Annotated in this window: 23 protein-coding genes, 2 tRNA genes and 1 pseudogene; 10 read left to right on the forward strand and 16 right to left on the reverse strand. The window is 51.9% G+C overall.

Annotated elements, in window-relative coordinates:
* A tRNA-Asn gene (locus tag E3E33_RS03465) sits at positions 1–76 on the reverse strand.
* Positions 77–250: 174 nt separating this feature from the next.
* On the opposite strand from E3E33_RS03465, the gene E3E33_RS03470 reads away from it, so the two are divergent.
* Positions 251–327: transfer RNA gene (locus E3E33_RS03470), tRNA-Thr, on the forward strand.
* 5 nt (positions 328–332) lie between these two features.
* Here E3E33_RS03470 and E3E33_RS03475 read toward each other — a convergent pair.
* From E3E33_RS03475 to E3E33_RS03495, 5 genes are all read right to left on the reverse strand, one after another.
* The gene (locus E3E33_RS03475; RefSeq protein WP_012571173.1) at positions 333–641 is read right to left on the reverse strand and encodes a hypothetical protein; all 309 of its coding nucleotides are present in this window, start codon (positions 639–641) and stop codon (positions 333–335) included.
* A 113-nt stretch (positions 642–754) separates the two neighbouring features.
* Positions 755–2,263, reverse strand: a complete 1,509-nt coding sequence (gene gcvPB, locus E3E33_RS03480; protein ID WP_167711806.1) for an aminomethyl-transferring glycine dehydrogenase subunit GcvPB — start codon at positions 2,261–2,263, stop codon at positions 755–757.
* Positions 2,264–3,604 carry an aminomethyl-transferring glycine dehydrogenase subunit GcvPA gene (gene gcvPA, locus E3E33_RS03485; RefSeq protein WP_167711805.1) on the reverse strand — a complete coding sequence of 447 codons (1,341 nt, stop codon included), beginning with the start codon at positions 3,602–3,604 and terminating at the stop codon, positions 2,264–2,266.
* 102 nt (positions 3,605–3,706) lie between these two features.
* The gene (locus E3E33_RS03490) at positions 3,707–5,020 is read right to left on the reverse strand and encodes an RNA-guided endonuclease TnpB family protein (protein ID WP_167711804.1); all 1,314 of its coding nucleotides are present in this window, start codon (positions 5,018–5,020) and stop codon (positions 3,707–3,709) included.
* A 131-nt stretch (positions 5,021–5,151) separates the two neighbouring features.
* Entirely contained in the window at positions 5,152–6,438 is a 1,287-nt protein-coding gene (locus E3E33_RS03495; protein WP_167711803.1) for a phospholipase, read from the reverse strand.
* Between the two features lie 187 nt (positions 6,439–6,625).
* Here E3E33_RS03495 and E3E33_RS03500 point away from each other — a divergent pair, with 187 nt between their 5' ends.
* Positions 6,626–7,315 (forward strand): HAD family hydrolase, encoded by a 690-nt coding sequence (locus E3E33_RS03500; protein WP_167711802.1) that lies wholly within the window; start codon positions 6,626–6,628, stop codon positions 7,313–7,315.
* On the opposite strand, the gene E3E33_RS03505 is transcribed toward E3E33_RS03500, so the two are convergent.
* Complete coding sequence (locus E3E33_RS03505; RefSeq protein ID WP_012571168.1) at positions 7,302–7,580, reverse strand: hypothetical protein; 279 nt, start codon at positions 7,578–7,580, stop codon at positions 7,302–7,304. The genes E3E33_RS03500 and E3E33_RS03505 overlap by 14 nt on opposite strands.
* Positions 7,581–7,671: 91 nt before the next feature.
* Here E3E33_RS03505 and E3E33_RS03510 point away from each other — a divergent pair, with 91 nt between their 5' ends.
* The 4 genes from E3E33_RS03510 to E3E33_RS03525 all read left to right on the forward strand — a co-directional run bounded on the left by E3E33_RS03510 (position 7,672) and on the right by E3E33_RS03525 (position 9,840).
* Positions 7,672–8,352, forward strand: a complete 681-nt coding sequence (locus E3E33_RS03510) for a metallophosphoesterase (protein ID WP_012571167.1) — start codon at positions 7,672–7,674, stop codon at positions 8,350–8,352.
* A 118-nt stretch (positions 8,353–8,470) separates the two neighbouring features.
* The gene (locus E3E33_RS03515; RefSeq protein WP_167711815.1) at positions 8,471–9,178 is read left to right on the forward strand and encodes a PrsW family intramembrane metalloprotease; all 708 of its coding nucleotides are present in this window, start codon (positions 8,471–8,473) and stop codon (positions 9,176–9,178) included.
* The gene (locus tag E3E33_RS03520; protein ID WP_012571165.1) at positions 9,171–9,377 is read left to right on the forward strand and encodes a hypothetical protein; all 207 of its coding nucleotides are present in this window, start codon (positions 9,171–9,173) and stop codon (positions 9,375–9,377) included. The genes E3E33_RS03515 and E3E33_RS03520 overlap by 8 nt, the downstream gene beginning before the upstream one ends.
* A 19-nt stretch (positions 9,378–9,396) precedes the next feature.
* The gene (locus tag E3E33_RS03525) at positions 9,397–9,840 is read left to right on the forward strand and encodes a hypothetical protein (RefSeq protein WP_167711801.1); all 444 of its coding nucleotides are present in this window, start codon (positions 9,397–9,399) and stop codon (positions 9,838–9,840) included.
* 44 nt (positions 9,841–9,884) lie between these two features.
* Here E3E33_RS03525 and E3E33_RS03530 read toward each other — a convergent pair whose 3' ends face one another.
* From E3E33_RS03530 to E3E33_RS03555, 6 genes are all read right to left on the reverse strand, one after another.
* Entirely contained in the window at positions 9,885–10,235 is a 351-nt protein-coding gene (locus E3E33_RS03530) for a DUF1667 domain-containing protein (protein ID WP_012571163.1), read from the reverse strand.
* The gene (locus tag E3E33_RS03535; protein ID WP_240912015.1) at positions 10,232–11,488 is read right to left on the reverse strand and encodes an NAD(P)/FAD-dependent oxidoreductase; all 1,257 of its coding nucleotides are present in this window, start codon (positions 11,486–11,488) and stop codon (positions 10,232–10,234) included. Before E3E33_RS03535 ends, E3E33_RS03530 begins: the two co-directional genes overlap by 4 nt.
* Entirely contained in the window at positions 11,485–12,975 is a 1,491-nt protein-coding gene (locus E3E33_RS03540; RefSeq protein ID WP_167711800.1) for an NAD(P)/FAD-dependent oxidoreductase, read from the reverse strand. Before E3E33_RS03540 ends, E3E33_RS03535 begins: the two co-directional genes overlap by 4 nt.
* 202 nt (positions 12,976–13,177) lie before the next feature.
* Entirely contained in the window at positions 13,178–14,659 is a 1,482-nt protein-coding gene (gene glpK, locus E3E33_RS03545) for a glycerol kinase GlpK (RefSeq protein WP_167711799.1), read from the reverse strand.
* A gap of 59 nt (positions 14,660–14,718) precedes the next feature.
* Positions 14,719–15,468 carry a glycerophosphodiester phosphodiesterase family protein gene (locus E3E33_RS03550; protein ID WP_167711812.1) on the reverse strand — a complete coding sequence of 250 codons (750 nt, stop codon included), beginning with the start codon at positions 15,466–15,468 and terminating at the stop codon, positions 14,719–14,721.
* Positions 15,452–16,189 carry a glycerophosphodiester phosphodiesterase family protein gene (locus tag E3E33_RS03555; protein WP_167711813.1) on the reverse strand — a complete coding sequence of 246 codons (738 nt, stop codon included), beginning with the start codon at positions 16,187–16,189 and terminating at the stop codon, positions 15,452–15,454. The genes E3E33_RS03550 and E3E33_RS03555 overlap by 17 nt, the downstream gene beginning before the upstream one ends.
* An 86-nt stretch (positions 16,190–16,275) precedes the next feature.
* On the opposite strand from E3E33_RS03555, the gene E3E33_RS03560 reads away from it, so the two are divergent.
* From E3E33_RS03560 to E3E33_RS03570, 3 genes are all read left to right on the forward strand, one after another.
* Complete coding sequence (locus E3E33_RS03560) at positions 16,276–17,601, forward strand: SLC45 family MFS transporter (RefSeq protein ID WP_167711811.1); 1,326 nt, start codon at positions 16,276–16,278, stop codon at positions 17,599–17,601.
* 94 nt (positions 17,602–17,695) lie between these two features.
* Positions 17,696–19,006, forward strand: coding sequence for an MFS transporter (locus E3E33_RS03565; protein WP_167711798.1), 1,311 nt, complete (start codon positions 17,696–17,698; stop codon positions 19,004–19,006).
* A gap of 9 nt (positions 19,007–19,015) precedes the next feature.
* Positions 19,016–19,885 carry an alpha/beta hydrolase gene (locus E3E33_RS03570; RefSeq protein WP_167711797.1) on the forward strand — a complete coding sequence of 290 codons (870 nt, stop codon included), beginning with the start codon at positions 19,016–19,018 and terminating at the stop codon, positions 19,883–19,885.
* Positions 19,886–20,105: 220 nt separating this feature from the next.
* On the opposite strand, the gene tmk is transcribed toward E3E33_RS03570, so the two are convergent.
* The 3 genes and pseudogenes from tmk to E3E33_RS03585 all read right to left on the reverse strand — a co-directional run bounded on the left by tmk (position 20,106) and on the right by E3E33_RS03585 (position 22,298).
* Positions 20,106–20,723, reverse strand: coding sequence for a dTMP kinase (gene tmk / locus E3E33_RS03575; protein WP_012571154.1), 618 nt, complete (start codon positions 20,721–20,723; stop codon positions 20,106–20,108).
* Positions 20,724–20,831: 108 nt separating this feature from the next.
* Positions 20,832–21,539 (reverse strand): phospho-sugar mutase, encoded by a 708-nt coding sequence (locus E3E33_RS03580; RefSeq protein WP_012571153.1) that lies wholly within the window; start codon positions 21,537–21,539, stop codon positions 20,832–20,834.
* A gap of 10 nt (positions 21,540–21,549) precedes the next feature.
* Positions 21,550–22,298: pseudogene (locus tag E3E33_RS03585) on the reverse strand (sugar phosphate nucleotidyltransferase).
* A 138-nt stretch (positions 22,299–22,436) separates the two neighbouring features.
* Here E3E33_RS03585 and E3E33_RS03590 point away from each other — a divergent pair.
* On the forward strand, positions 22,437–24,314 hold the full coding sequence (locus E3E33_RS03590) for a phosphoenolpyruvate carboxykinase (GTP) (RefSeq protein WP_167711796.1): 1,878 nt from the start codon (positions 22,437–22,439) through the stop codon (positions 24,312–24,314).
* Positions 24,315–24,323 lie beyond the last annotated feature (9 nt).

Below are 24,323 nucleotides of genomic sequence, written 5' to 3' on the forward strand. Positions count from 1 at the left end.
TGGCGCCGCCGCCCGGATTCGAACCGGGGACCACTGGATTAACAGTCCAGCGCTCTACCGTCTAAGCTACGGCGGCACGACCCAATGTAGGGAATACAGGGTGGATTTATAAAGATTACGGTGGTCTCGTGATGACTACGATGGGCTTCTCCAGAGCCTATGGGGGATGAAGATTCATCTTCGAGACTTCGAGAAGAGTCTCGTGAAGGTTACGAAAACTTTATATTTCTCCCTTCGGTCTTTAGACCGTGCCCCGGTAGCCTAGCCTGGCGGGGCGGCGGACTTGTAATCCGCCGGTCGCGGGTTCAAATCCCGCCCGGGGCTCCATATTCTCAGCTCGTCTCATCAAGGCTCGCCTCGTAGACTGGCCACGTTATGTAGCCGTCCTGGATGTAGATCTCAATGATCTCGGCTCCCTTATATTTGATCTCCCTGACTAGGAGCTTCTTCCTGGCCTTTCCCCTAAGGATGTCCTCGTTGATGTCCTTGGGGAGCTCTTCCGTCACAGGGAGAAGGCCACCCCTAACGTATATCCCCTTAAGCGTTCCTCCTTTGAAGAGAAACCCCCTGATGGGAACCTCATACTCTTCTATAATCTCTCTGTATGAAACGAACCCGGACTTTCCCAACACTTCTGCCATTTGTTTCACCCATATGTAAGTGATTTATTACATATTTATTAAGCTTTCGGTGTAAATCTGAGTAAGAAGGATCTCAGATGGAATGCAAAAAATGGTGGGAAGGGGCAAAAAGATCAAATATCGACTTCTCCCTTCTCCTTCAGCTCTCTGTACATGCGCCATGTTATTATTGGCCTCTTCGCCGCTAGGACATCATCCACGCGCTTGACCGCTGTATTGTGTGGTGCGCTCTTCACAAGCTCGGGGTTGCTGTAGGCCTCTTCGCTTATCCTCTTGAGGGCTTCAACGTAGGCGTCGAGCTCCTCCCTGCTCACAGTCTCGGTTGGCTCTATCATGAGGGCCTCGTGGACTATCAGCGGGAAGTAGATGGTCGGCGCGTGCAGGCCGAAGTCGAGAAGCCTCTTGGCAACATCAAGGGCTTTAACGCCAGTCTCCTTCTTCATGGGCTCGGCGCTGAAGACCACCTCGTGCTTTCTGAGCTCCTTGTGCGGCAGCTCGTAGCCGCGGGTTCCTTTGAGCTTCTGTGTGAGGTAGTTGGCGTTGAGAACCGCTATCTCGCTGGCTTCCTTCAGTCCGTCCCTCCCCATTATCTTGAGGTAGGTGAGAGCCCTTACCATGACTGCAAAGTTGCCGTAGAGCTCCTTAACTTTCCCTATGCTCTTGGGCACGTTGTAGTCGAGGTAGTACCTTCCGCTCTCCTCATCATAGCCAACGAGCGGAACCGGGAGGTAGTCCTTCAGGAAGTCCTTGACGCCAACCGGGCCGCTTCCTGGACCGCCGCCGCCGTGGGGCGTCGAGAACGTCTTGTGGAGGTTGAGGTGGACGATGTCAAAGCCCATGTCGCCGGGCCTTATCTTTCCGAGGACGGCGTTGAGGTTTGCTCCATCGTAATAGAGCAGGCCTCCAGCTTTGTGAACTATCTTGGCGATCTCAAGTATCTCATCCTCGAAGATGCCGAGCGTGTTGGGATTGGTGAGCATCAAACCTGCAGTCCTCTCGCTGACGGCGTTCTCGAGGGCCTCCAGATCAACAGTTCCGTTCTCGTTCGATGGGATCTCGATGACTTTGAAACCTGCCATGGCAGCTGAGGCGGGATTGGTTCCGTGCGCTGAGTCTGGAACTAGCATCTCAGTCCTCTGTGTTTCTCCACGGTCAAGGTGGTAGGCGCGGATTATCATAACTCCGGTGAACTCACCGTTGGCTCCGGCGGCAGGCTGTAGCGTGAAGCGATCCATTCCGGTGATTTCCTTAAGCCACCCTTCAAGCTCCCACATTATCTTAAGAGCGCCCTGGATGGTTCTCTCGTCCTGGTATGGGTGGACGTAGGCAACACCCGGATGGCCGGCTATCTCCTCGTTTATCTTTGGGTTGTACTTCATAGTACATGAACCGAGTGGATATATGCCGCTGTCAACGCCGTAGTTCATCTCGCTGAGCCTGGTATAGTGCTTGACGACTTCCGGCTCGCTGAGCTCTGGCAGGTTGAGCGGGCTCTTGCGCTTGAGCTTTTCCGGGACTCTGATCTCAACGTCCTCAATCGGCTTTGGAAGGGTATAGCCAACCCTACCTGAACGGGAAAGCTCGAAGATGAGCGGTTCATCCCACTTAGCCTGACGGAACATTCAGGCCACCTCCCCAAGGGCCTCGATGAGGGCATCGACCCACTCCTTCCTTGTTGTTTCAGTTGCCGCAAAGAGGGCGCTCTCGCCAAGCTCCGGGAAGTGTGGCTTGAGGTAGAAGCCGCCGTGGATGTTTCTCTCAAGGAGGCCCTCGTGTATTTCTTCGTAAGATTTCTCGAAGCGGACGAGAACATCTTTGAAGTTCACGCCCTCAAAAGGAATCTCAGCGACCTCACTCAGGCGCTTCTTGAGATAGGCCGTGTTCTTGAGGATTACCTCACCAAGTTCCCTCAATCCCCTTGGACCAAGGCTCGCGAGGTGTATCGCGGCCGCAACGGCAACCAAAGCTTCGTTTGAACAGATATTAGAGGTTGCCTTTGCCCTTCTTATGTGCTGCTCCCTCGTCTGGAGGGTCATCACGAAGGCACGCTTTCCGTCGGCATCTTTCGTCATTCCGATTATCCTTCCAGGCATCTGGCGGATGAGCTTTTTGTCGTCCCTGACAGCGAATATACCTGCTCTTGGGCCCCCGAAATTCATTGAGTTTCCAAAGTAAGCGGCCTCGCCGACGACTATGTCCGCACCGAGCTCTCCAGGGGCCTCAACTATGCCGAGTATCGTTGGATCAATGCCCACAACGAAGAGCGCCCCGGCATCGTGGGCTATCTCACCTATAGCTCGAATCTCCTCTTCAAGAATACCGAAGAAGTTGGGCATCTCGACGTAAACCCCGGCGGCTCCTTCTACTTTCTCCTTGAGCTCCTCGAGGTCGAGCTGGCCGCGCTCGTTCCAGTTCACGTACTCGATTTCAAGTCCCGGCCCGGCGGTGTAGGTATGAAGGACTTTCTTCTTCTCCGGGCTCATGTGCTCTGGAACCACGAACTTGTTCTTTCTGGTTACACGGGCACTCATTAATGCCGCTTCTGCCATGGCTGTTCCCCAGTCATACATGGAAGAGTTGACTATCGGAAGGCCAACGAGCTCCGCGATAAGGCTCTGGTATTCGAAGAGCGCTTGGAGCATGCCTTGGCTTATCTCGGGCTGGTATGGGGTGTACGCGGTGAGAAACTCGCTCCTCTCGATTAGGTATTTTACGTGAGCCGGAATGTAGTGGAAGTACGTTCCCGCCCCAAGGAAGCTGGGCATTTCGAGGACGGTCTTGTTCTTTGAGAGGACTTCGTTGAGCTCGAGAAAGACCTCGTACTCGCTCCTACCCTCGGGAAGGTTGAACTCCTTGACCATGCCCTTAGGCACGTCGGAGAAGAGGTCTTCAATTGAGTTGAACCCGATTTCCTTCAGCATTTCATCCTTATGTGCTGAGTTAGGCAGGTAGTGCTTTCCCATGCCTATCACCCTCTGAGCTTTAAGATGGTCGTTGAAAATATGCCCAGCAGATTATATGCTTTGTGTTTCAGCTGACCTCCTCCCCGCTCTGAAAGGGAACCCCTATCCTAGAGCTAGGGAGGTTTGAGGGGTCTCTCCTACTAGTGTCACCACTTTCGGGTCATACAACCCCTCGGGGACGGTCTTACCCCCATTACCCCTCCCCTGAGCGAGTAAACCGCCCAGATTCGGGGTTATGGTTTTCACAGCCTTCCTCAAAATGTTAAACGCTCCAACGAGGTCTGCATTCAGAACCAGCCCCTCTTGTGGACATAAATATAATCCTCTAACAAAACGAGCCCCGTAATGGGACCGTCCACAGAAGGGGCAAGTGAGAGAAGTGTAAGCCTCATCAACAACCTCAACCACAATACCATACTCCTCCGAGACTTCCCTCAATCGTTGAATAATATAGCTGAACAGCCAGACTCTTGATAGGAGGAAGTTCTGCCTTCTTCCCTTACCAGAATTTCTGGCTATTCCCTTGGGATAACCAACGATGATTTTCGAAACTCCCAAGTCGTGGAGACTCCTGACAACTTGTCTTACTGATGAATTCACGTAATTTCTCGTTTGTAGTTTCCACTTCAGGTGATACTTTTTCAGCCGTTTACTACTCTTTTTACCGTTTTTGTTTAGTTCAGACTGGTAATCGGCTATTTTTCTCTGCCAGTAGAAGGCTATGCTCTTCAATGGTCTTCCATTCACGAGGAAGGAATGGCCATCAGAAACATAAACAGCCATCAAGTTGTTTATCCCCAAGTCAATTCCAGCAGTAAGGTTTCCCTTCGGAGTTTTCGGAACGCTAACCCATTTCCCGCCTTCAAGTTTTTCCTCGACCTTTGAAATTGAAACGTGAGCATACCACTTGCCCTTAACGTCGTCATAAATTATTTCAAGTCTCCCTTGTTTCCCTTTAAGGTGAATTCTTCCCTTGAATTGGACTCCAAGTTTTCCAAACTTTCCGAGGCCCTTGAGGATTAGCCTGTTTCCCTCGATTTTGTATTGGTCGTTTCTGAGGATTATGAAGGGTTTTCTCTTTTTATTTCCCTTTCGATAACCAGGTGGAGAGGGTTTGCCAAACCACTCGGGAAGTTTTCCGCTCTTGGATTTCTTCAAGAGGGCGAAGAAACTCCTCCAACTTTCTGTATTCTTCCGACAGATTTGCTGAACCGTTGCGGAGCCGATTTCTCTTTTGTATTTCTCATAAACTATCTTCTCCGTCGTTCCATAATCAACGCCTTTACCTTCGAAGAAGGCTCTCCTCCTGAGATAGTTCACCTCGTTCCAGACTTTGGCTCCGGTATCGGCTAATTCGAAGAGTATTCTCTCTTGCTCCTTGCTCAGTTGGAGTTTCACCGTTACAGTCCGCTTCATCTCGAAGTATGGTATGGTTTTTAGGTTTTAAAAGAGTGTTGCCTACCTCTCAATTGGCTGGATTTTTAATTACTGCATTCCCGTCCTAAAGGGCGAGGCTTGAAAGAGAGAAAAAGTAAAGAGAAAAGACTTCATGAGAGGCCCACATCTTCGAAGAACTTCTCCATAAGACCTGCAACGAGCCTAATGTTGTACTGCATGCTCTCATAGACTGCCCACTGGACGTTGCTGTATTCTCTGCCATCAATGGTCTTGAAGCCGCTTGGGGCATTGATGTCGAAGTTGGCGTGGAGTTCTATGTTTCTGATGGCCCAGCCGTCGACGTCGCTGTCGAACCAGTCGTTTTTGTCGACGTGGGTGTATATGTAAACAGTGTCTCCTGGAACGGTGACACTGGTGTCAACGAACAGGTTTGGATCTTGGGCGTACTTGGCAATGAGGTTCCAGTTCTTGTCATATATTTCGACGTAACCGAGAGTCCTACCATAAACATTCTGCATATCGATGTCCTTGAAGACGATAGTTATCGAGCTGGCGCCCTTGAATTCGAGTTTCAGAACGCTCCAGTCACCCTTCCTAAGCTCCTTCGTCCAGAAGTAGCTGCCAAGGTGTCCCCATTCGCTCCAGAGAATTATGTCCTGACCAGTTGAGTAGAGCATGTATCTCCAAGAGTTGTGGGCTGCCAAATCGGCATAGGCCCAAGCAACACCATTGGCAAGGCTCATGTGGCCGTTTTCGTTATCGGCTATGTAGATGTCCCCACCCCACATGAAGCGTGCCTTCTCGTCCGGGATCTGCCACCACTTTATGGGCGTAAGGTCGAGTGGGACGCGGTTGTTGAGAATATCATCGGCCACTGCTGGTGAAATCTCATTCTCAACGAAGTCGTGGGCGTTTTCAATGTATTTGAACTGTTCGAGATCCTCGAAGAGGTGCGGGGTCTGATGAGCGATGAGCATACCCTGGTCCTCGATTATGTGGACCGCCCTACCGAGATAGTACATGGCCTCCCCGTACTTGCCCTGCTTCCAGAGCTGGACAGCAGTATCGTAAAGTCTCTGGGCCATGTCTGCCGCAGAGGTATCTGGGTCTCCGAGTAGATTAACTGTGAAGAGTTCAGCGTGATCCATCGGGTCGAGAAAGTGGTACTGGGACTGGATGGTGTAAACCTTCCCGTCAATCTCTATGCTTCCACCGGTCCAGTCCTCATCGTAGGCTCCGTAGAGGAGCTGATCCTTGTACTGCATCAGTATCTGGCCGAGCTCCGGGTTGTCCTGATAGACGGCTTCAATAGCCTTATAGGTCAGCTTCTGGTGGACGTTCATGGGGTTGTCAAGGGTTGGACCGTCCGTTGGCCAAGCACTGACGAGTCCACTTAGAACCAGAAAACCGAGAAATATTGCCAGCAGTTTTTTCATTTAACTCCCTCCTTGTTGTATGCACTGCAAATCAAACAATAGAGAACCTGAATTAAAAATTTTTCGAGTTACAGGAGTTACAAGAACCACAAGTTTTGAGTCAAAACGTAGCGGGGATTGGGGGAATATTGTGAATTGAGAGGATAAAGCTTAAAGTTCAAAGGGCATCATCCCGCCGGGGGATAGCATGATAATCGCCTTCGACTTTGACGGAACACTCGCCGATACGTACTCATGCATCGAGGAGGCCTTCAGGCGAGCCCTAGAGAAGCGCTACCGCTGGCTCCCATTCAAGGGTTTCTGGGCCAAGGTTCTGACTAAAATCGAGATGTACTTTGAGAGACCAGCCTTCGGGCGTCACAAGAAGAAGTCAGAGCCACCGTTCTTCCTTAGGACTAAGTTCATGGAGACATGGTTTGAGGAGCGGGCGAAGCTCAGTAAGCCTCTCGACGATGCTCCCGAGCTCTTGAAAAGGCTCAAGGAGGAGGGCCACACAGTGATATCTTTCTCGGCCGAGGACTTCATAGATGGCATGAAAGTGAAAAGGCTCAAAGCTATGGGTATCTACGACCTCTTTGACGATGTCATCGTTTTCGGGCGTGATTTGACGATAGACGAGGCGTTTAAGCTTGTCCGCGAAAAGTACGGGAATGAAGTCTTTATCTGGGTCGATGACAAGCCCTGGCGCTTCATCGGACACGGCGACGAGAACACTGAGTACGTCTGGTACTACTTTCCGTCAACTGCGAGGTTCGTAGAAAAAAACCGCGAAAGGCTCGCCCTAATCCCACATCTGCACGTGATACGGGATCTGTGGAGCCTCCTTGACATGATAGAACGGGTAAAGCAGGAGCGAAAAGAACTCAGTCACCGCTGAGATACTCCATGGTGTCCTCCACGAACTCGTCAACGTCCCCTTTTTCAACTTCTTCGAGTTTGAGCCCGAAAGTCTTCCCGAGGTTCCATCTGATAGCGACTTCTCCCCTGTCTGTCTCAGCGATGATCAGCCCAAAGGGTGCATCCCCCATCCAGTGGTGCTTGGAAAATGTGACATCAAAGCCCCTCTTCTCAAGCTCTTTCAGAATTAGCTCGTACGTTTTAGCCGGCCCGTAAGGGCTTTTGACGAAGCCTATGTAGGGCATTTTTACTCACCATTGTTCCATCAATGGCCAGATTTAAAACCTTTTCGGTTCCCCTAACAAAGTTTAAAAGCCGGAGGTTGAACCTCCTACCATGAAGCCAGAACCCCTCCCCGACAAGGCCCTCCGATTGGGGAGCGCACTCATCATAGCGGATCTCCATCTAGGCTACGAAGTCAGTATGGCGAGGGAAGGCTTTTATCTTCCGAGGGTCTTCCATGAGGTTGTCGGTCAGCTTAAAACCCTCCTCAAGAGGGAGAAACCAAAAATCCTGATAATCGACGGCGATTTGAAGCACTCATTCATTCCTGAGTGGCGAGAGAGGGAAGAGCTCAAGACCCTCGTGGATGAAATCAGCCCGCTCGTTGATGAGATAGTTCTTGTAAGAGGAAACCACGACGTGGGAACGCTCTGGCTTAAAGAGTCCGGCGTTGAAATCGTTGACGAGCTTGAACTTCACGGCTGGAAGCTTGTTCATGGGCATAAGCTCGTGGAGGGGGAACGATTTATTATCGGCCATGAACACCCAGCAATAAGGCTACGCGACGAGGTAGGGGCGCTCATAAAGGTTCCTGCCTTCATTATGAGTGACAATCTGGTCGTTCTTCCTGCCTTCAGCCCCTGGGCATACGGCAACGATGTTCTGCGCGAGATAGTGTCCCCTTTCCTGAGAGCGTACGATGTAACAGGCTCGAGGGTTCTTGTGCCCTTAGAGGATGACCTCCTTGATTTTGGATCCCTCGGAAGATTGACTCAAGTATTAAAGAACCTTTGAGGTTGACATTTTAATATTCCCATACCCTACTCCAACTAGGAAGCTCTTGTAGGAGGTCCTTGCCAGATGCTAAACCTTTAAATTTCCAGCTTTCCATTCTTTTTTGGTGAGCAGCAATATGGACGTGTTGAGTGCACTTGTGTTCTTCGCCTACGCTCCTGCGCTTGTCATACTCTGGTACTTCTATCACGCGGACAAGTTCGAGCCAGAGCCCAAAAAATACGTCATAGGCACATTCATCCTCGGCGGAACGCTCTCCGTTGGAATAGCATACATTCTGGAGATGTTTCTTACTATTGGCGGCAGGGTGGATCCGGTACTCCCAATGACTGCCTTCTATGTGGCTCTCGTCGCAGGTATCGTGGAAGAGCCGGCCAAGTCCCTAGCGATTAGGTGGCCGTTCAAGGCAGGCCAGATGGACGGCATAATGGACGGTCTTGTTTACGGAGTCGCTGCTGGCCTTGGCTTTGCCGCCACGGAGAACTTCCTGTATGGCCTTGGTTACGGCATTCCGGTCACGATTGTGAGGGGATTCCTAACGCCCTTTGCCCACGCCACGTGGAGCGCAATAATTGGCGTTGGCTACGGCATGAAGGCCGAAGGAAAAGTGGACTCGGTGGGCCCGTTCTTCCTGCTGGCTATCATCCTGCACTTCGTCTGGGACTACTACGCCTTCCTAAGCTACAACGTGGCGGCATACCACATAATGTTGATTCTGTTCATTATGATCAACTTGGCGATACTGCGCTATTTCCTCCTGATGGGCCAAGCGGAGGATGCCAGTAGGGTATGGTACTACTGGTTCAGGAGGGGTGGGTATGAGTGACAAGCTTAACGAGGCCCTCTTTGAGGCGAGGCCTTACGTGGAGTACTATGAAAAGCTAGAAAACCTTGTAAAAAGGCTCTGGACGGAGGCAGCGACCGAGGAGAACTTCCTTCGGCTCCTGAATGAGGAGATTGAGCGTGCCGAAGAACCCTTCAGAACGGATCTTAGGATATTCCTCCAGAAGTTTGAGGCGCTTTGATTCTTTCTTCCCTTAGACGTTGAAGCTTATTGGAGTGTTTGTCAGGGTTTACGGGCCTTCAACTGATGATCTAAGACAGCTCAACGACCCCCATATTATAGCCATGGAACTCCAGAAAAATCCGAACTCAAAAACATTGGATTTCAACAACGGGACTTTAGTGGTAGAGTTGTCATGGGATGATGAGGGAGAGTTCTTAATAGTGCACCGCAAGATAAGGGCCATCTACGAAAAAGGAACCCTCGTAAGGGTCTCCAAAAGCATCGTTCATGAGCTCAACTATGATCCCAGCAAGTCTAACGTCCTTGTGGACTACGTTAACACCTACACTACGTATAAGATCGAAGAAACCTACTGTTGGCAGGTCTTCATAAGCTGGTGTAAGTTTGCGCTTAAAGAGTATCTGAAACACAAACTCAGGGAAATTCCGTATCCCAAGCCCTGGGATAGGGAACCTTGGTAGGCATGATTTCACTTTTTGTAATTGAGAAAATACCGAGTGAGGGGCTAGGCGCCCCTCGTTGCGACTATTTTTACCCCTTCCCATTCGGCTATAACTTGACTGATTTCCACCGGAGCCTCCACCTCCAGCTTTGAAAGGAACTCCATCAGCTCTGGAATCTTTTCCTTGGGGACTGGCTCTGCGGTCTTAACACTCACCGTCGGCAGGGCACCGTTCCTGACCTTGATGACGCTCATGACTACTCTCTTCGGATTGGTAACCTCCTCGATGGCCCACTCCTTACCCCTTGGACAGGTGTATCCCTTGATCTCGCCGATCTTGCCGTTCTCAACCTCGACCTCCAGTGCACAGCCGAGGGGGCAGACAATGCAGGTAAAGCGGTAGGTCTTCTTCATAGCGGCACCACCTCCATGGTGATGCCATCCCTGGCCTTCGCGATCTCCTCCTTTCTCAGCTTCATCCTGAGCATCTCCGCCGGCTTGACCACTGGAAGGTGGAGCTTTTTGCCTATCTCTGGGAAACGAACCTCGACGTTCTCCATTGGTTTTGAAACGCGCGCGTATATCCAGACGTCCCTCTCGCCGCTGAGATAATGTGGAACCAAAAGCCTGACGTTCTCGCCTTTTTCCAGCTTAATCCAGCGCCTCGTTGGTATCCCCTCGTTGTCTATGAAGAGCTTCGCCCCCTCCGCGGCAAGTTCACCCTGCTCGGCAACGTAGTCCACGAGGTCGTTTATAATGACCGAGTTTCCAGCGGCAAATATTCCCGGAACACTTGTCTCAAAGAGGTCGTTAACGATAGGTCCTCCTGTTGTCGGATCTATTTCAACCCCGATGGCAGTGAGGAGTTTGACGCTTGGCACAAGGCCGGCCGAGATTATCAGTGTGTCAGCCTCAATCCAGAACTCCGTTCCTGGGATTTCCCTTAGATTCTCATCAACTTTAACGATCTTAACCCTCTCGACCCTCTCCTTTCCTCGGACTTCAACGACCTTATGGCTCAGATATAGCGGAATATCGAAGTCCCTGAGTATCATTATGTTCCTGGCCAAGCCTCCGGGATAGGGCATCAGCTCGATTACGGCCTTGACCTTTGCTCCCTCAAGGGCAAAGCGGCGCGCCATTATCAGTCCAACGTCGCCTGAACCCACGATGACGATTTCTTTTCCCGGCATTACACCGTAGATGTCCATAAGCGTTTGGGCCTCTCCTGCTGTGTAGATTCCCGCTCCCCTGTCTCCGACGATTCCTATCTCAAATGCGTGCCTCTCACGCGCTCCGGCGGCGTAGATTATAGTCTTTGTCCAGACCTGATAGGCTCCGCTTGGAGAACTAAATACAACGACTTTCTCGAGGTCTGAGTAGTTTTTAATCTCCAAAACCCTTGCGGCCGTCCTGTAATCAACGCCGAGCTCCACAAGCCTCTTAGCGAAGCGTGCCGCAAACTCCGGCCCGGTGAGCTCCTCTTTGAAGTAGTGCAGTCCGAAGCCGGGATGTATGCACTGAGGCAGGATACCGCCAAGGTAGTCGTTGTCATCGAGGAGGAGAACTTTAAGTCCAAGTTCCTTTGCCCTTACGGCGGCCGCCATTCCTGCAGGCCCGCCGCCAATGACGACAACGTCGTAGTTAAGCATTGGAAGGTCGTTCATGCATCCTCACCTCTGAGGAGAACCTTAACGTCACCTATACCGACCTCGCTTCCCTTTCCTTTCAGTGTAACCTCCCAAGGCCCGACACCGTACTCCCTCGCGAGGAGCTGGATTATTCTCGGCCTGCAGAAGCTTCCCTGACAGGTTCCGGTCGTTGCCTTGGTTCTGAACTTGACGGAATCGACGCTCGGTGTCTTTACACCGATGAACTTCATTCTCTCTATTGCCTCTAGAACATCCCCCTCGCTAACGCGGTTGCATCTGCAGATAACCTTTCCGTAGGCGGGGTCTCTTTTGACGACCTCGTTTATTTGAGCCGGCGAGAGCATGAAGAAGTGGGTGATTTCCTTCCTGTAGGGATTCCACTTCCTCTTTTCAACGAGTTCTATTCCAAGGTCGTGCCGGATTATTTCGGCCACTTCGTAGGCTATCGCAGGGGCGCTCGTGAGACCTGGAGAGCGAATTCCGGCGACATTTATGAAGCCCCAGACTTCCTCTTCGGCCTTTATTATGAAGTCTCCACCCGTTGGTTCGGGCCTCAGACCGGCAAACGTTCTGATAACCTTGCTTCTCGGCGGCAGCTGGGGCCAGAGCTTTTTCGCACCTTCCCAGACCTGTTCAAGTCCTTCCCTTGTGGTCGCCAGGTTTTCCTTTTCCTCGGGTGGCAAGTCTTGGGCGTTCGGTCCTATCATAAGGTGCCCGCTGATCTCTGTTGTGACAACTATGCCCTTGCTTATTGGCGTCGGCGTCGGGAAGAGAACGCGCCTCGGTCCGGGAATGCCCTCATCAAAGAGGAAGTACTCACCCTTCCTCGGGTGAATCTCGAAGTAGTCTATTCCAGCCATTCTGGCTATCTCGTCGGCGTAAAGTCCGGCAGCGTTAATAACTATGTCCGCCTCTATGAAGCCGTTCTTCGTCTCAACACCCTTAACCTCACCGTTCTCGACCTTTATCCCGGTAACTTCGGTCTCAAGGTGGGTCTTGACGCCGTTGGCAACTGCGTTCTCGACTATCGCTATAACCGCTGGAATTGGACCTATCTGACCCACTATTGGAACCCACAGCGCTCCGATGGCTTCCTTCGTGAGGTTCGGCTCAAGGTGGAAAAGCTCTTCCTTATCGACTATCCTCATCTCGGGCACGCCGTTCTCCCTTCCACGCTCCAAAAGTTTCTCAAGCTCGTCGAAGTCCTCTTCCTTCGTTGCCACTATCAATGCTCCGTTCCAGACGTGGGGAATCTGAAGTTCTTTAACCCACTGGTGCCAGAGTCTGTTACCACGGATGCACAACTTGGCCCTCATCGGGTACTTTTTAGGGTCATCATCGTAACCGCCGTGAATTAAGGCTGTGTTGGCCTTGCTGACGCCCCAGCCAACGTCTGGAGCCTTCTCAATCAGATGCACTTCAAGGTTCTCGTACCTGCTCAGAACGCGTGCTATGCTTGCACCGCTTATTCCCGCGCCGATTATGGCGACCTTGGTTTTCATTTTTTCTCCCTCCGAGTTAACTTGAGAAAGGACTTTCACCGTTTTAAAGCTTTCTTTAACCTCAGGTTTGGCCCAAAAGGGAGGAAAGAACAGTTCCGGGCATAAAGGGGGGGAGCATTAGTGGACATCAATCGAATGAACATATATGGCGTTCGGGTTCACTTCTCCTTAAAGATGAAAGAAAAAACGGGCCATGCCTTCGTCAAGCATCCACAACCTTGGCCCAGCCCATAGCCCTCTTTACTGCCTCCTTCCAGCCGCGGTAGAGCTTCCTGCGGGTTTCTTCGTCCATCACTGGCCCGAAGACCTTCTCTGCCTTCCACAGACTCTTTATTTCTTCGAGGCCCTCCCAGTAATCGACGGCCAGTCCCGCCAAATACGCCGCCCCCAAGGCAGTAGTTTCCTTCACGACGGGCCTGACGACCCTCCTGTTGAGTATATCCGCCTGGAACTGCATCAGGAAGTCGTTCGCTGTTGCTCCCCCATCGACGCGGAGCTCCTTTATCCCCACGAGTCTCTCCATCTCCTCGACCACGTCGCGCGTCAGGTAGGCTATGGCTTCCAGCGTCGCCCTTGCAAGGTGCTCCCTACCAGTTCCGCGCGTTATGCCAATTATCAGCCCTCTCGCGAACTGATCCCAGTAAGGGGCTCCAAGGCCAACGAAGGCAGGAACGAAGTAAACCCCCTCGTTACTCTGCAGCTTCCGGGCGAGTTCCTCCGTCTCCGGCGCGCTCTTTATGATTTTGATTCCGTCGCGGAGCCATTGAACTGCCGCCCCTGTTATGAATACGCTCCCCTCAAGGGCATAGGAGACTTTTCCATTTAACCCCCACGCTACCGTGGTGAGCAGGTTATCTGAATAGCGGACGGTCTTGCCCGTGTTGGCCAGGATAAAGTTTCCGGTTCCGTATGTTGCCTTAACCATGCCAGTCTCGAAGGCGGCCTGGCCGAACAGAGCTGCCTGCTGGTCGCCCGCGTCGCCACTCACGGGAATTTCAGCGCCGAGAAGTTCTTTCTTTGTGTAACCGTAGATTTCACTCGACTCTTTGACTTCGGGCAGGACGCCCTCGGGAACCCCAAAAATTTCGAGAAGCTCGTCGTCCCATTCGAGCTTCTTGATGTTGAAGAGCATTGTCCTGGATGCGTTTGAGTAATCCGTAACATGCTCGCCCGTGAGGCGGTAGATGAGGAAGGTGTCAACCGTTCCGAAGAGAACCTCGCCTTTCTCGGCCTTCTCCCTTAGGCCAGGCACGTTGTCGAGGAGCCACTTAAGCTTGCTGGCCGAGAAATAAGCATCCGGAACTAACCCTGTCTTCTCCTTGATGACCTCGTTGTATTCCCGCTTTATTTCTTCGACCATCTCAGCGGTTCTTCTGCACTGCCAGACTATCGCGTTGTGGAGCGGCTTTCCGCTTTTATCCCAGACTATCGTCGTCTCGCGCTGGTTGGTAACGCCTATCGCCGCTATCTGAGTTGGCTCGATTTTGGCCCGTTCGATAGCGGTCTTTATCGCCCTGAACTGGGCCTCCCATATCTCGTTCGGGTCGTGCTCGACCCAGCCAGGTCTGGGATAGTGCTGGGGAAACTCGTACTGACCAACGCCGAGAACGTTGCTCTCCCTGTCGAAGATTATGGCCCTGGCTGAGGTAGTTCCCTCATCAAGCGAGAGAATGAACCTGTCCATCTCTGTTCACCAGTGATGAGAAAAGTAAAAGATGGTATATTAGGGCTTCGGTCGTTGCCTTACCTGAGTCCCAATCTCCTTAAGTACTCAATCATCCTCTCAACGTCATTCGCTATGACGATCTCGAAGAGGCCCTTCAGCTTGGCCAGGTTATCGTCTTTGTAGAAGAGAACGTCGTTCTCCGTCCAGAGGGCGACCTTGAGGCCCATCGAACGGGCCCAGTGGAGTGCCTGAACAGTCTTCTCGAGGCCAATTACTGGAATGGCCTCCATTGGGACGTTTATCGACCAGAGGTCGAGCTCTTCCTTGAGCTTCGGTATGAGGGGTACAACTTCCTCCCTGTCTATGAGCAGCCCCATGGCCGTTTCCGTGTCATGCTTCCGGTATTCCCTGAGTGCCTCAATCTCGAAGGAGGATATCATGACCCGCTCGGGATCGTTCTCGCTAACTATTCTGGCAACTTCCCTCGCTGTATCGACGTCCTTGAGCTCGACGTTAATCAGTGCATCTTTTGGAAGAACCTCAAAAACTTCCTCAAGCGTTGGAATCCTCTCACCCATGCCTATGTCCGCCTTCTTGAGCTCCTCCAGCGTCATTTCTTTCTGCTTTCCGCTTAGGTTGCTTGTCCTATCTATGCTCTCGTCGTGCATAACTATGACTTTTCCATCCTGGGTAAGCCAGACGTCGAGCTCGATTCCATCTGCCCCGGCTTCCACGGCCTTTCTAAAAGCCAAGAGACTGTTTTCAGGGTATTTGCTCATGTACCCGCGGTGTCCGAGGACGATAACCTTATCACGTTCCCATAGCATTGCCATCGCCTCCAGCGAATAGACCTCTGGGGTAAAAACTTTTTCTCAATCTGGCAGGATCGTCCGAGATGACCGCATCGACAAAGGGAAGGATCCTCGGAACCCAGTAAAGCTCGTCCATCTGGTAGTTCCAGAGGTAAATCCTCGTTCCCCGCTTCCTTAGGGTTCTGAGGAGAACCACCAACGCTTTGTAGCCGACGTAACCGATGGTATCAATCGGCACGTGGACGGAATAGAGACCTTTCAGCCCGGCAAGATGGGCAATAGATGAGTAGCTGACTATGGAAAAGCCCACCTTGCAGGATGGACATTCCTTTATGAGGTGTTCTGCGATTTCTCTGTTTTCTGTTGAAAAAACTACGTTTTCAAGAATCCCAAACCTTTCAGCGAGCCCCAGGGTTCCCTCCACAGCATCTATCTCTTTCAGGTCAGCGTTGAGTAAGGCCCCAGAGAATTCCCTAAAAACGTTCCTGACCGTTGGGATGAGCCTCCCGTTGGGATGTACCCTTCGCAGCTCCCTCAGGCTTAGCTCCCGGATATACTGATAAGAACCGTTAGCCTGAAAACCCTCGTCGTGATGAACCACAAGCTTTCCGTCGCCTGCGACTCTCACATCGAATTCTATTCCATCGGCGTATCTGAGCGCCCTTCTAAAGGCGGGAAGCGTGTTCTCAAGCCTTCCCTTGAAGCCCCTGTGTCCGAGGATCATTGGTGGTACCATCGCCACTCCCACACCCGCGGAGACCAAAAAACCTTAAAAACTCAGCGTTCCGGTTCATTGGAGGCTAAAATAGATGGGTGATGAACATGAAAGACTTCAGGTACAGCAGGATATTTATCCTTGGTTTTGGCTTCTTTGGAATAAGCATCATCTGGGCTCTCTACAACGCTTACGTACCGATTTTCCTGCAGGATACATTCCACCTCAGCAAGACTGTTACTGGCTTTATCATGACGATAGACAACCTATTCGCGGTTTTGCTCCTCCCTTTCCTTGGGGCTTTAAGCGATATGACGCGCACCAAACTCGGAAGGAGGAAGCCTTACATTCTCCTCGGTGCACCTTCGGCCGCTCTTATGTTCGCGCTCATTCCCGTGGCCAGGGAATACGAAAGCCTTGCCCTCTTTATGGGAACTATTATATTTATGAACTTCTTCATGGCCCTCTTCCGCTCGCCGGTCATAGCATTCATGCCGGACATAACGCCGAGTGAAAAGAGAAGTCAAGCGAATGGAATAATTAACTTCATGGGCGGCCTCGGCGCCCTGCTCGCTTACTTCGGCGGTAAAGCCCTTTACGATATGAACTACGCCTATCCCTTCTATCTTGGTGCGGCGATAATGCTCCTTGCCAACTTGCTCGTGGTCCTTTTTGTCCCCGAGCCCGAGGAGTACCGCGTCCCTGGGAAGAAGCTTGAGCTCAAGAAGCTTCTCAAGGAAACAACCAGAAAGAGCTCCGGCGAGTTAAAGGAGAACCTCAAGGACGTCTTCGCGAGTAAGGAAAGGAGCCTCTTTGCAATCCTTGTGGCGATATTCTTCTGGTTCATCGCCTTCAACTCTCTGGAGACCTTCTTCACGAGCTACGCCAAGTATCACCTCAGAATTGAGGAGAGCACTGGAGCCTTCATGCTGGGGGTCTTCTCGCTTAGCTTCATGATATTTGCCATTCCCGCCGGTTTCATGGGTGGTCGCTTTGGAAGAAAGAGGACGATAACCCTTGGCCTTCTCATAGTCGTTGCTGTAATGCTCTTAGCTTACCAGCTCGGTGAAAGCTCGAAGCCAGCCAGCAGCTCCCTCAACGACCCGGTAGTGATGAGCTTCATGGGACTGTTCTTCGTCGGCGGCATAGGCTGGGCAATGGTCAACGTCAACTCCCTGCCGATGGTTGTCGACATGACTACCGAAGAAAAGCTCGGTGGCTACACGGGTCTCTACTACTTCTTCAGCCAGGCTGCAAACCTTGTGGCACCGCCCCTCTCCGGAGCGTTCATAGACGTGGCTGGATATAAAACGCTATTGCCCTTCGCGACGCTGTTCTTCATACTAGCAATGATAGCCATGCAGTTCGTCAGAAGGGGAGACATTGTCAGGGGGAAGGGCAACATCTACGACTACGTACCCGATATGGACTGAGCCCTTTTCTATTCTTACTTTTCCTTAGTCCGCCAAACCGAAAAGGTAAAAACTCCATTTTAACATAAAGGTGTCAAAATAAGGAGGTGAAACCATGAACAGGAAAGGCTTCAGCTGGAGTGTTGTTCTCGGTCTGGCCCTGCTCGGATTCAGCAGGAGCGTCGGCTGGGCACTGAATAAGGGCCTCTCCTTCCCGCTGCTTTCGAGCTACACACAATCGGCCTTTGTGAAAGGAACGATTTTGGCTTTCGAGGGTTTCATCGGTCTGTTCATCCCCGTTCTTCTCGGCTATTACAGCGATACGCTCAAATCAAGGCACGGAAGGAGAAGGCCATTCATTATGGTGGGTGGTCTTCTGGCAGGAATAGCTGCGTTGATGATCTACACTGCCTACGCCATGGGAGTTCCACTCTGGGGCTTTGCACTGACGCTGGGCTTCTTCTACCTCTCGATGCACCTTTACACAGCACAGTATAGGGCTTTGATGCCCGACACCATCGAGAGCGGTCAGAGGGGTAAGGCCAGCGGGGTTATCACACTCCTCGAATGGGCCGGCAACCTCTTCCTCTTCGGCCTTGCCGGCTACCTCATAGCAAAGGCCGTGGCCGAAACTGGTGAGAGCGAAGGGATAAAGGCCCTTGCACAGACGCCCTACCTCAAGGTTCCATTCCTCGTTACGGCTTTCTTCCTCATAGGTGCGGCCCTCTTCGTTTACTTCATCGTTAAAGAGCCTGAAGCACCGGAGATTGAGGAGAACGAGAGCCTCAAGGATTACCTCAAGAGCATCGTTGAGAACCGCGACTTCCTCAAGTTCTACGCGGCCCAGACACTCTGGTGGATGAGCTTCGAATTCATAGCGATTTTCCTCTACGGCATCTTGGCGTACATCCTCCACGGCTCGGCCAGCGAGGAGAACGTTAAAGCTGTGACCTCTCTCGGCCTCTATCTCATGGCGCTCTTTAATGTCACCGTTCTGCTAGGTGCTCTCCCGGGAGGTCTCATCTACGACAAGCTCGGCAGGAGGCTCAGCATAATCCTTGGCGGCGTTATCTTTGCACTACCGCAGCTCTGGGGCTGGTTCATAACGAGCCAGACGGAGATAGTGATAGCCCTTGGAATAGCGGGAATCGGCTGGGGAATCCTGATGGCAGCCTCTTACCCTGTCATCGGCGATTTGCTTACCCACTATGAAAAAGAGGCCTTCACTGGCAGATACTATGGCTTCTTTGAGGCGACGCGCTCCCTTCCGGTGCTGCTGGCAGGAATAGTCGGCGGTGCCATAGTTGATCTGGCCGGCGAGAATTACAGAATACTCTTCCCGATAGGCGCAATCCTCGTGCTCTTGGCCATGCCGATGATATGGCACATGAGGAACCTCGAGGTCAGCAAAGCAGAATCGGAGTGAGGTGATAGCATGGGCTGGCTTATTGGCCTTGTGATTCTTATCTTCCTCTTTATTCTCTTCGTCGCATTCGTCGGGTACAAGATGGTAAAGCCTCCGCGGCTTGTGGAAGACTGGACACCCCAGGATCTTGGCTTCGAATACGAGGACGTTGAGTTCACCACTGAGGACGGCCTGAAGCTCAGCGGCTGGTGGATCGACAATGGGAGCGAGAAAACGGTTATCCCTCTTCACGGCTACACAAGGAGCAGATGGGACGACGTCTATATGAAACCGGTTATCGAGTTCCTCCTCGGGGAGGGCTACAACGTCCTTGCCTTCGACTTCCGGGCTCACGGAAGAAGCGAGGGAAAGTACACGACCGTTGGTGACAGAGAACTGCTCGACGTCAAAGCCGCCATTGGGTGGCTCAAGGAAAACCATCCGGAAAGGGCCGGGAAGATAGCCCTCGTCGGATTCTCCATGGGCGCCATAGTGACGATACGCTCGCTGGCCGAGATTGAAGAAGTCTGCTGCGGTGTTGCAGATTCACCTCCGATGGATCTCGACAAGACAGGGGCGAGAGGTCTCAGGTACTTCGCCAACCTTCCTGAGTGGCTCTACATCTTCGTCAAGCCTTTTACAAAGCTCTTTAGCGGCGGCAGGGAGTTTCACCCGCTGAAATACTCGGACAGGATCAGAAAGCCACTCCTACTGATAGCCGGCGAAAAGGATCCACTCGTCATGGTGGATGAGGTTAGGGAGTTCTACGAGAGGAACAGGAAAATCAACCCCGACGTTGAGCTGTGGGTTACAGATGCTCCACACGTCAGAACATTGAAGTTCCATCCAGAGGATTGGAAGGCAAAAGTGGAAGAGTTTTTGAGGAAGTGGATGGCTTGAGAAGCTTTTGACCCTCTTTTACCTTTTCCTCGTGAAAAGTGGCCTCGGCTAACCCTCTTTTCCTCACCGCTCAGCGTGGCTAACGCTCGTCATCGGCCGAGAAGAGTTCGCCTCAAGGTTTAAAAAGAATCCGCCGAAGAAAAGCGGGGGATGAGGAGCGTTTACCGGTCTGAGACCGCGCTCCGTGCGGCACATGATGACATCGGCACTGGCCGACCCCTTACCTCTTGAGGAGCTCGTGCTCGACCAGGGCCACGATGTCGTTGTGGATGTCTTCCACGCTTGCCAGTGCGTTCACTATCCTCATCTCGGGGAACCTCTCCGCGAGCTTGAGATAGTTCTCCCTGACCTTCTTCTGAAGCTCTGCTATCTTGTCGAACTCCGTCTTTATGCTCCTGCCGTTTATGCGCTTCATGCTCTCCTTGACCGGCAAATCAAGCAGAATAACGAGGTCAGGCCTTACGGCAAAGCGGTTTAAGTCAATCAGCCACTCGAGATCGAGACCGCGAGCCCATTGGTAGGCGAGTGAGGAGTAGAAGTAGCGATCTGAAATAACGATCTTCCCTGTCTTGAGGGAGGGTTTTATCAGCTTATGGACATGTTCAGCCCTGTCGGCCGCGAAGAGGAGCGCCTCTGCTTCGTGGCTTATTCGAGCGCCATCTATTATACCTTCCTTACCACCCGTTAGGACGAGCCTCCTAATGAGCTTTCCAAAGGCGGTATCGGTCGGCTCTTTCGTCAGAACAACGTCGTAGCCTTTCTTTTTGAACCACTCCGCCAGAAGCCTTGCCTGAGTTGATTTGCCTGCACCATCGATGCCTTCAATGACAATGAACATTCCCACAGGTGCCACCCCCAAAATGAACGGGAGAGGTATAAGGGACTCCCCTTTTAACGCTTTTCTCTTTGGATTTTTTAAAGGCTTTAAAAGAGAGAGTAAAAAATCTCAAAGGTTCTTCTTCATGTGATCGAGGAGCTTCCACATGCTGCTAAACTCAAGCTCTTCGCCATCTTTGTATAACTCGACGACACCTTCTGGCCTGAAGCGCAGTCCAAAGTCGTAGTCCCCCTTGTTCAGCTTATGAAGGAAGACCTCCTTCGGTTTCGGCGGTAAATAGCTCGTCATCATGTCGTTTATCAGCTCGACCTCGAAGCCGAAGTGGTCGCTTATCCGTGGGAAGAAGAGCACCGCGGGGGTGTTCATTGCATCCACAAGGGCTTTGCCCTTAACGCGGAAGTTGTAGTGCTTGAATATTTCGTGCAGGAAGTCGTCGAGAGCGTTGGGATAATAGACTGTCGCGCCAATGTCGTTGGGCTGCGCTTCTATGAAGCTCTTGCTCTCGAGGATGGCTTTTATTTCCTCGCTGTCTATGCCACTGACGTAAACCCTAACGCCGCCGTAGTAGTAGACGTAAGCCAGAGGAAGACCCTTCCTGTGTGCAAAATCTTTGAGCGCTATGAGGGGAATGAGCCTGACGTCCATTATGGTCGAGCCGGTGCTGACTATTCCGACCACCATTGCCCTCTTTCCGTAGCGGGAAATCGCTCTGCCGTCCCTTCCGACGATTATGGTCCCGTGGGATATCGTTCCTATGGCCCTTCCAAGAAGGGCAAGCTCCTCGGGGTTGAACCTCTGGGAGTAATACACTTCCACATTCACCACCTCAGTCAGGCAGTATAATACTTTCCCTACCAATCCTCGACTCCACCCAAACCTTAACGTTGGAGCAGATCTTGCCGAAGTCTTCGATGAGCGTGTTATCACCTATAAGGCTTCCGGACTGGATAATCACGCCCTTACCTATGTGAACATTCTCGCCTATTATGGCTTCCTCAATCTCGACACCTTTATCTATGAGTGACATTTGATAATATCACCAAACGCTCTATTTTAACGTTTCTGCCGATTTCCACATCATCCCCGAGTAGGGCGAAGCCCCTTATCTCAGACGAATCTAATGATTCAGCCGTTGTGGTCTATTATGGTTACGCCATACTGCGTTGGATCTTCAACTTTGGACAGTGCTATCGTCGCGAGGCCCTTTTCCTGATGTAGTAGTTGTAAAGCGCCTTGAGGTCAAGGTTCGTGAGCACATCACTGGAAACGACGAAAAATGTCTCGTCTATGTGAGTGACCACCTTTTTATCACACCTGCCGTCTCAAGCTTGACGTTCTTGCCGTTGGAGTAGTGTATCTCAACTCCCCACTGGCTGCCCTCGCCGAAGTACTCCATGATGCGCTTCTCGAGATAGCCAATAGAGAATGTATATCTCCTCAACCCCGGCTTTGATGAGGTTCTGGAAAGTGTACTCCATCAGCAGCCTGTTGAAGAACGGTATCATGGACTTTGGTCTGTAGACTGTGAGCGGAAGTAGTCTAGTTCAATTCCCCCGCCAGAATAACTGCCTTCATTCCATGCACCGCTGGACTATCCAGAGATCGATATACTCTGCGTACGGGGACATGACTGAACTTATAAATACACTGATGAACGAGGTTTACCAAATAAACTATTTAAGACATCGTTCAACTCTTTCTGGAGGCGATAACATGAATGCCCTCGAAAGGCTTGAAAAGCTTCTCGATAAAGAGCAATTTGAGAAGATTAAAGCCATCGACAATCCAGAGCTTCACAAGTTTTTGGTGGAGTGGATTGAGTGGCTTGAACCAAGCAAGGTTTTCGTCTGTACTGACAACGAAGAGGACGAGTTCTACGTCCGCTGGAAGGCGCTCTACTACGGTGAGGAAAAGATTCTCGAGACACCGAACCACACCGTCCATTACGACAACTACTACGACCAGGCCCGCGACAAGGCCAATACTAAACTCCTCGTTCCTGGTGGAAAGAAGATTCCCTTCCTCAACACTAAGGATAGGGACGAGGGGTTGAAGGAAATCCGCGAGCTGATGAAAGGAGTTATGAGGGGTAAGGAGCTCTTCGTGTGCTTCTTCGTCCTTGGGCCGAAGAACTCGGTCTTCACGATTCCTGCCGTCCAGCTCACGGATTCTGCTTATGTAGCCCACTCAGAGTTCATCCTTTACAGGAAGGGCTACGAAGAGTTTAAACGCCTCGGAAGAAGTGCGCGATTCTTCAAGTTTGTCCACTCAGCTGGGGAGCTCGACGAGAGGAAGACCAGCAAGAACCTCGATAAGAGGCGCATCTACATCGACCTCGTTGATGAGACCGTTTACTCCGTCAACACCCAGTACGGCGGTAACACGATAGGCCTTAAGAAGCTCGCATTCAGGCTCACCATCCAGCGCGCCGTTAGAGAGGGCTGGCTCAGCGAGCACATGTTCCTGATGGGAGTAAACGGTCCCAAAGGCAGGAAGACCTACTTCACCGGCGCTTATCCCAGCATGTGCGGAAAGACATCGACCGCCATGATATCCTGGGAGAACATCGTCGGCGATGATTTGACGTTCATCGTACCCATGAACGGAATAGCCCGTGGAGCAAACGTCGAGAAGGGTGTCTTTGGCATAATCCAGGGCGTCAATCCCGAAGACGATCCGATAATCTGGCAGGTTCTCCATTCGCCCGTCGAGATAATCTTCTCCAACATCCTCGTCAAGGACGGAAAGCCCTACTGGAACGAGATGGGCGTACCAATACCAGACGAGGGTGAAAACCACAGCGGGGAGTGGTGGCGCGGAAAGAAAGACGCCGAAGGAAACGAGATTCCGCCGAGCCACAAGAACGCTCGCTTCACAGTCAGCCTTGAGCACTTCCCGAATGTTGACCTTGAAGCGCTTGAGGCCCCCTGCGGCGTCGAGGTTGGTGGCATGATCTTCGGAGGCAGGGACAAGGACACATGGCCGCCAGTCAGGGAAGCCTTCGACTGGAAGCATGGCGTCATAACGATGGGTGCTGCTCTTGAGAGTGAGACAACCGCCGCAACCCTTGGAAAGGAAGGAGTTAGAGCCTTCAACCCGATGGCTATACTCGACTTCATGAGCGTTCCCCTCGGCGAATACATCGAGAACTACCTTGAGTTCGAGAAGAAGCTCAGAAAAGCCCCCAAGATATTCGCGGTGAACTACTTCCTCCGCGATGAGGACGGCAACTGGCTCAACCATAAGCTCGACAAGGCAGTCTGGCTCAAGTGGATGGAGCTCCGCGTTCACGGCGACGTCGATGCCATAGATACCCCCATAGGCTACATCCCGAAGTATGAGGACTTAGCAAGGCTCTTCAGGGAGGTTCTCAACAAGGACTACAGCAGGGAGGACTACGAGAAGCAGTTCACCATTAGGGTTCCGGAACTTCTGGCGAAGATAGAACGTATCGAGAAGATCTACCGCGAACAGGTTAAGGAAGCTCCGGAGGAGCTCTTCCAGGTTCTCGAGGAGGAGAGGAAGAGGCTGCTCGAGGCCAGGGAGAAGTACGGTGACTATATCAGCCCCTTCCAGCTTGAGAAGACCTGAACCCTTCTC

The sequence above is a fragment of the Thermococcus sp. GR5 genome, from assembly GCF_012027535.1.
Lineage (GTDB): Archaea > Methanobacteriota_B > Thermococci > Thermococcales > Thermococcaceae > Thermococcus > Thermococcus onnurineus.